The sequence below is a fragment of the Pirellulales bacterium genome (genome assembly GCA_035939775.1).
GTDB lineage: Bacteria > Planctomycetota > Planctomycetia > Pirellulales > DATAWG01 > DASZFO01.
The window spans coordinates 45,544-52,807 of record DASZFO010000124.1 but is presented as its reverse complement, the minus strand read 5'-3'; the positions used below and the strand labels follow the sequence as shown (position 1 = coordinate 52,807).

The 7,264-nt window shown below is 60.7% G+C and carries 6 protein-coding genes; 3 read left to right on the top strand and 3 right to left on the bottom strand.

From position 1 onward, the window contains the following. On the bottom strand, positions 1 to 918 hold a 918-nt coding region (locus tag VGY55_08210; protein ID HEV2969959.1), incomplete at its 3' end, for a GTP-binding protein. Between the two features lie 484 nt (positions 919 to 1,402). On the opposite strand from VGY55_08210, the gene VGY55_08205 reads away from it, so the two are divergent. The 3 genes from VGY55_08205 (at position 1,403) to VGY55_08195 (ending at position 4,205) form a co-directional block, all read left to right on the top strand. Next, positions 1,403 to 2,143 carry a CAAX prenyl protease-related protein gene (locus VGY55_08205; protein HEV2969958.1) on the top strand — a complete coding sequence of 247 codons (741 nt, stop codon included), beginning with the start codon at positions 1,403 to 1,405 and terminating at the stop codon, positions 2,141 to 2,143. A gap of 181 nt (positions 2,144 to 2,324) precedes the next feature. Next, entirely contained in the window at positions 2,325 to 2,708 is a 384-nt protein-coding gene (locus tag VGY55_08200; GenBank protein HEV2969957.1) for a hypothetical protein, read from the top strand. A 237-nt stretch (positions 2,709 to 2,945) separates the two neighbouring features. Continuing rightward, complete coding sequence (locus tag VGY55_08195) at positions 2,946 to 4,205, top strand: PQQ-binding-like beta-propeller repeat protein (GenBank protein ID HEV2969956.1); 1,260 nt, start codon at positions 2,946 to 2,948, stop codon at positions 4,203 to 4,205. A 243-nt stretch (positions 4,206 to 4,448) separates the two neighbouring features. Here VGY55_08195 and VGY55_08190 read toward each other — a convergent pair whose 3' ends face one another. Further along, positions 4,449 to 5,558 (bottom strand): hypothetical protein, encoded by a 1,110-nt coding sequence (locus tag VGY55_08190; protein ID HEV2969955.1) that lies wholly within the window; start codon positions 5,556 to 5,558, stop codon positions 4,449 to 4,451. 280 nt (positions 5,559 to 5,838) lie between these two features. Next, positions 5,839 to 7,263 carry a class II fumarate hydratase gene (locus VGY55_08185; protein ID HEV2969954.1) on the bottom strand — a complete coding sequence of 475 codons (1,425 nt, stop codon included), beginning with the start codon at positions 7,261 to 7,263 and terminating at the stop codon, positions 5,839 to 5,841. Position 7,264 lies beyond the last annotated feature (1 nt).

Here is a 7,264-nt window from a genome sequence, read left to right as displayed (position 1 = left end):
CACGAGCGGCTTGGCCGGATCGGGTTCGAGCGGGAATTGCTCGTCGGGATTGGCATACGACTTGGCGGCGATCTTCCGCTCCAGCGGCGACGGGAGATAGCGCACGATCGCATCCAAGAGCGGCTGAACCCCTTTGTTCTTGTAGGCCGACCCCATGTAGACCGGCGTGGCGTCCTGGGTCTGCACCGCGTTCTTGATCGTCGCGTGGATCAATTCCTCGGGCACCGCTTCCTCGGAGAGCAGCCGCTCCATCAGCTCGTCGCTATACATGGCAAGGCTTTCGAGCATGTGATGCCGGGCCAGCTTGGCCGCGTCGAGCAATTCGGCCGGAATCGCTTCCTCGCGGACCTTCTCGCCGTTGTCGCCGTCGAAATAAAGGGCCTTCATCGTCACCAGGTCGATGACCCCTAGGAAGCCGTCTTCCTTGCCGATCGGCCATTGCATGAGGATCGCGTCGCAATCCATCTTCTCCTTGACCTGAGCGACCACGCGGTCGGGGTTCGAGCCGGTGCGGTCCATCTTGTTGATGAACGCCAGCCGGGGCACATGATAGCGCTTCATCTGGCGATCGACCGTGAGCGACTGCGATTGCACGCCGCCGACCGCGCAGAGCACGAGGATCGCCCCGTCCAGAACGCGCAGGCTGCGCTCGACTTCGACTGTGAAATCGACGTGTCCCGGCGTGTCGATCAAATTGATCGAATGATCTTCCCATTCGACGGTCGTGGCGGCGCTGGTGATGGTGATCCCGCGTTCGCGTTCGAGGTCCATGTAGTCCATGGTAGCCCCGCCCTCGCCCTTGACCTCTTGGATGCGATGGATTCGGCCGGCGTAGTACAAGATGCGCTCGCTCAAGGTGGTCTTGCCCGAGTCGATGTGGGCCGAAATTCCGATGTTTCGTAGTTTTGCGAGGTCCATAGATAGAGTCTCAGACACCCTGGAAAGGGGGAAAGTGGAAAATGGCCGGTGAAACCGCTGGTCCTCAGACCGCCGCTGCGTTACCGCAGCAGGCCCCCGCTGCCTACCGGCAGCAAATCAGCGCTGCCGATCGGCCCGCGGGAGGCCGATTTCCCGGACAAATTGTGGCATCGCTGGTCATCTGAATTCCGAGGATCAAAACCGCTGGTTCCGCCAACCAAACCCGAACCGGCCAACATTGCCGGCCCGCGGCAGCACCAAGCCCAATTGAGCGCGACGGCCTGGCACACGTGGTAGGAATCGCTCTAGGTATCTATATTACTCGGATTCCGTAGAAGGAAAAGGGCAATTCTTCGGCATAGAGCGTCTAACAAACCCGGCGGGGACTGTCCCCTTTTGTGGAGTCGTCGGAACAAAAGGAGACTGTCCCCTTCTCCCAGCCGGGTTTGTTAGGCGCTCGTTACCAGTTGCTAACGAACGACTAATGAGTTTTCGCGCCGCCCGATCCAATCCCTGGCTGGTCTTTCTGCTGCCGTTTGTCGTCTACATGCTAGCGGGCAGCTTCGAGCCGGGGCCCCCCGCCGAGCCGGGCGCAAAATCCGCGGCGTGGCTCGATCTGGGCATCGAATATCGCCATTACCCGCTGATTTACACGGTCAAGATTTTGCTGACCGTGGCGGCGATCGCGTACGTTTATCCTGGGTATCGGCAATTTCCTTGCCGGGCCAGTCTGCTAGCGATCATGGTGGGGGTCGTTGGTGCCGTCGTCTGGATCGCGCTGGCTTGGACTCAACGAACCATTCAATCGCATCTCGGTTGGACTCCCGGCGTCGGCGCGCGGAGCGCGTTCAATCCGCAGCACGAACTGGCCAGCTCGCCGGCGTGGGCGTATGGTTTTCTCGCGATCCGCTTCGTCGGCCTGGCGCTCGTCGTGCCAGTGATCGAAGAGTTCTTTCTGCGCGGGTTTCTGACGCGATATTTCGTCGCCCCCGAATGGTGGACAGTGCCATTCGGCCGCGTCAATCGGCTCGCCATCATCGCGGGCACGGCGTTGCCCGTGCTCATGCACCCCGGAGAAGCGCTGGCCGCCGCGGTCTGGTTCTCCGCCGTCACCTGGCTGATGCTCCGCACTCGCAATGTCTGGGATTGCATCGCCGCCCACGCCGTCACCAACCTGCTGCTGGGCATCTACGTCGTCGTCAGCGGCAACTGGTGGCTGATGTAGCCGAGGATTACAATCAAAAGCGTTCGTCCGCAGATTATGCGGATTGCGGTGATTCGCCGAGGAATCCTCGGAACCCCGCGGCCGGTTCGGGGTTAGTGGATCTGAATTCAAGCGGGCAGTGACACGTCGGCGGGTTCTTGAATCCTTTTCTCTGTAATTCTTTTCTCGGGGAGGAGATGCGATGAAACGACTTCTTGTGGTGCCGCTCGTTTTTGCAATCGTCGCGGTGGCGGGAATGGTTCGCGCGGCGGAAAACCCGACCGGCACTTGGAAGTGGGAAGTGAAATTCAACGATCAGACCTTCGACCTATCGCTGAAATTGAAGCAGGACGGCGACAAGCTCACCGGCACTCTGACTGGACCCGCCGGCGACACCGATATCCAAGACGGAAAGTACAAGGACGGCGACCTCTCGTTCACCGTTGTCCGTGAAGGGAACGGGCAGAAGATGACCTTCAAGTACAAAGGCAAGGTCAGCGGCGACACGATCAAGGGAAAGACGGACATCGATCGCGACGGTCAGGACTCAAGCCGAGATTGGGAAGCCAAGCGATCCAAGGATTAGCTCGTGGTGCCGGGTGGCACTGGCCAGCGAAGTCGGCCAGTGCTGACCGGCGATTTGCGACTGCACTTGGCGCGCTTCTGCTAAACGTAAATGGCGAATCGACGCCGGGCAGTCTGGGTTTCGTCAGTTGGATTGCATCGTGGCGAAAACTCTGCTCTCCGGCACGGGCCGACTTCGCTGGCCCGTGCCACCCATTCGCACAGCTCGCTTCTCAACCCATTGACCGGAGATTGATCCATGAAACCGCGACTGCTTTTGACCATGTGCGTCGGTTGGTTTGGCCTTTGCGTCGTCTCCGCGAGGGCGGAGGATTGGCCCCAATGGCGCGGGCCGAATCGCGATGGCGTGTCGAAAGAGACCGGCCTGCTCAAAGAGTGGCCGGAAGGCGGGCCGAAGCTTGCGTGGAAGGCAACCGACCTCGGCAAAGGGTATTCCACGCCCTCTGTGGCGAAAGGGCAGATCTACCTCGTCGGCACGCCGGATGGCAAGATCGAGCAGCTTATCGCCTTGAGCGAGTCGGATGGGAAGAAGCTCTGGTCCACAAGCCTTGGCGACGTAGGTATGCCGATGCAACGGCCGAACTATCCGGGCCCGCGCTCCACGCCCACCATCGACGGCGACCGGGCGTATGTGCTTTCCTCCGACGGCGACTTGGCTTGCGTCGACACAAAGGACGGCAAGATCGTTTGGACAAAAAACATCCGCAAGGAATTCGACGGCAAGCCTGGCAATTGGGCTTATGCCGAGTCAGTGTTGGTTGACGGAGAAAATGTGATTTGCTCCCCCGGCGGCAGTAAGGCCACCGTGGTGGCGCTAAATAAGAACGATGGCAGCGGCGTCTGGCAGTGCGCCGTGCCCGGCGGCGATCCGGCGGGGTTCGCATCGATCGTGATCGGCGAGGTCGGGGGCATACGCCAATACATCCAATTCTTGGGCAAGGGCCTCGTGGGAATCGAGGCCAAGACCGGTCGCTTCCTCTGGCGTTATGACAACACGTCGCAGGGGAGCATGAACGCCGTGACGCCGATCTTCAGCAACAACTCCGTGTTCAGCGCAGCGACCCGCAAAGGCGCAGGCCTGGCGAAGCTCGCCGCGGACGGTGACAAAATCACGCCGACCGAAGTGTATTTTCTTGCCAAGCTACAAACTCACCACGGCGGCCTGGTTCTCGTCGGCGATAGCGTCTACGGCACCTCCAGCGCGGCCCTGATGTGCGTCGATTTCGCCACCGGCAAAGTGCAGTGGGAAGACCGCTCGGTAGGCAAGGGCTCGATCTCCGCCGCCGACGGCCGCCTCTGCGTCCGCAGCGAGAACGGCCCGGTGGCGCTGGTCGAAGCCAGCCCAGCCGCCTACAAAGAACTCGGCCGCTTCACTCCCGAAGGGAGCAGCCCCAAGACAAGCTGGCCCCACCCGGTGATCGCCAACGGTCACCTCCTGCTCCGCGACCAAGGCACGCTCAACTGCTACGACGTGAAAGCCGCGGCCGCGGGGAATTAGTCGGTGAAGGCTCAAAGTGCGTGGGCGCCGCGAACCGCATAAGGAGCCAACCGCAAGAATGGAACCCGAGAGGGTTCCCAGCCATTAGCCGGGGGTCGAGGCCGGCAGGCCGATACCCCCGGTCACGAGAATTCAAAATGAGATTTGCATCCCGGAGGGATGCGAGCGCTGCGACGCCGCCGGGGTCGGCGCCGCTTATCGCACAGTTTCCGGCGGTGTCGGCCTAACGGCCTCAACCGCCGGCTAATCGCTGTCATCCCTATCGGGATGCTCTTCGTGCGCGACGAATATAGCCGAGGGCGCCCAGCATTCCCAATCCGGCGAGCACAAATGTGCTCGGCTCGGGCGTCGGGGTGGCAGGAACGCATGCGTCGCGCCACAAATCGCCCCTTCTCCCGTGATTTGGCCGCGGTCGTTGATGGCGTAGGCATCGACCAAGATCCATCCAGAGGCGGGACTGATGAGTGAATTGAGATCGACCATTCCGTCGGGGGTAACATAGAGAAACGCATGCTGCGCGGCGTCGCCGATTGTATATGCCCAGCCCGTCACCTGGCCGCTGACGTTGATGCCGAAACCTTCGCTCGAGTCTCCGCCGAGGGTTCCCAGGTCGTGCATCGTGCCGTCATAGAGAAACGCGTGAGTTGCACCACTGGAAGTGTCCGCCTCGCCCGTCACCTTGCCGCTTGCGTTGATGCCGAAGCCGTCACTATTGACTCCACCAAGCGTTCCCAGATCGTGCATCGTGCCATCATAGAGGAACGCGTGACTCGAAGCATTGCCGGCTGTATTGGCACCGCCTGCAATCTGGCCCCTGTCGTTAATTCCCCAGCCTTCGCTGTACTGTCCACCGAACGTACCAAGGTCGTGCATCGAGCCGTCATGGAGAAATGCGTGAGTCGCGGCTGTGCGAGTCGCGACGTCGACAGTCGTTTCGGCCCAACCTGTCAGTTCGCCGCTAGCGTTAATGCTGCGACCGCGACTGTTGCTTCCCCCGAGCGTCCCCAAATCGTGCATCGTTCCATCGTAAAGAAACGCATGAAATCCGCTGTCGAATACGTCGGCCTCGCCAGTCACTTGGCCGACGGCATTGATGCCGAAGGCTTCGCTATACGCTCCGCCGAGAGTTCCCAGGTCGTGAATCGTGCCGTCATAAAGAAACCCGTGATCCACCGCATTACCAGTTGTAGTCGACTCACCGGCAATCCAGCCGCTGGCGTTGATGCTCCAGCCTGTGCTGAGGGATCGACCAATCGTTCCAAGGTCAGTAATGGAGTAGGTGGTTGCTGAGTAAACTGTCGGCGCGACATTCAACAATATGTAGAGTGTAATCAGCAGTGCAGTTATTCTCATTAGATTGTTCCGAACGGAAAGGGTTGCCGCTCCGTCTCCCGGGCCAGCTCGCTACAGACGGCGAAATCAACAACAAGCCACAGCTTAATTCCCCGTTTGTCAAATGACAAACATTGCCTGGGCATCAGAACCATTCCATCAAAGATTTTCATCCACAGATTACGCAGATTCTCACAGATTGGACGAAGTCGGAATCTGAGTCCGAAGAGGGTTCAAAAAGTTGTGTAAATCTGTGTAATCTGTGGATTAAAGACCTCTTTCAAAAAATCCGCGGAATGTGCTAGCCGTGCGGCTCGGTCATGCTCCAGGGGTCGAGGGCTTTGGCCAGTTCGTCGTCGGAGAGGATTCTTTGTTCTCGGCAGAGTTCGCGGATCGTTTTGCCGGTCTTGAAGGCTTCCTTGGCCAGCGCGGCGGCGCGTTCGTAGCCGATATAAGGGTTCAAGCTCGTGACCATCGAGAGACTCTTTTCGACCGCGGCTTCGCAGGCCGCGGCGTTGGCTTCCATTTCCACGGCGCAGAAATCGACGAAGGCCTCGGTCGCGGAAGCCAGGAGGCGGATGCTCTCGAGCGTCGAGTGGCCCATCACCGGCATCATGATATTGAGCTGGAATTGCCCGCCGGTCGCGCCGGAGAAGGCCACCACCTGATCGTTCCCCATCACGCGGGCGGTGACTTGCATCATGCTCTCGCACATCACGGGGTTCACCTTGCCCGGCATGATCGAGCTGCCCGGCTGGCGATCGGGTAGCATCACTTCATAGAACCCGCAGCGCGGCCCAGAGCCGAGCCAGCGGATGTTGTTCGCCACGTTGAAGAGCGTGACGGCGATCGCGCGAAGTTGGCCGTGGCATTCGACCAGCCCGTCGCGCTGGGCGTTGGCCTCGAAGTGGTTTTTCGCCTCGACGAACGGGATGCCGGTCTCCGTGGCGAGCACGGCGGCCACGCGGCGGCCGAATTCCGCGTGCGTGTTGATACCCGAGCCGACGGCCGTTCCGCCGGCGGGCAATTCCAAGACGGCCGCGATCGCCCGCTCGGCCCGTTCGAGCGATAGCCCCAATTGCCGCGCGAGGCCGCCGATTTCCTGGCCGAGCCGCAGCGGAGTGGCGTCGGCCAGATGCGTCCGGCCGATCTTGATGATTCGGTCCCACGCCCGCGACTTTTCGGCAAGCGTTTCGTGAAACCGTCGCAGGGCCGGGAGCAACCGATTCTTGATCGCCAGCGCCACGGCGACGTGGATGGCCGTGGGGAACATGTCGTTGGTGGACTGCCCCATGTTCACATGGTCGTTGGCATGGATCGCTTTCTTCGGGGCGAAGCGATCGCCGCCGGTCAACTCGGTCGCGCGGCTGGCGATCACCTCGTTGGCGTTCATGTTGCTCGACGTGCCGGAGCCCGTTTGAAAGACGTCGATCGGGAATTGGTCGTCGAACTTCCCTTCGTACACCTCACGGCAGGCGGCGAGCATTGCCTCGACCTGCTCGTACGTGATCGGGTTCTTGCCGCTGGCTGTCAGCTTCTTTAGATCGTGATTTGCCACGCCGGCGGCAAACTTCACGAGCCCCAGGGCATGAATCAAATCCGGCGGCAGCGGCCAGCCGGAAATCGGAAAATTCTCGACGGCCCGCTGCGTCTGCGCGCCGTAATACGCCGCCGCCGACACTCGGACATCCCCCATCGAGTCGTGCTCGATCCGATATTCAGTCATA

Coding starts and splice junctions, on each gene's coding strand:
- VGY55_08195 (HEV2969956.1), top strand. CDS start 2,946: ATGAAACCGCGACTGCTTTTGACCATGTGCGTCGGTTGGTTTGGCCTT.
- VGY55_08185 (HEV2969954.1), bottom strand. CDS start 7,263: ATGACTGAATATCGGATCGAGCACGACTCGATGGGGGATGTCCGAGTG.
- VGY55_08200 (HEV2969957.1), top strand. CDS start 2,325: ATGAAACGACTTCTTGTGGTGCCGCTCGTTTTTGCAATCGTCGCGGTG.
- VGY55_08205 (HEV2969958.1), top strand. CDS start 1,403: ATGAGTTTTCGCGCCGCCCGATCCAATCCCTGGCTGGTCTTTCTGCTG.
- VGY55_08190 (HEV2969955.1), bottom strand. CDS start 5,558: ATGAGAATAACTGCACTGCTGATTACACTCTACATATTGTTGAATGTC.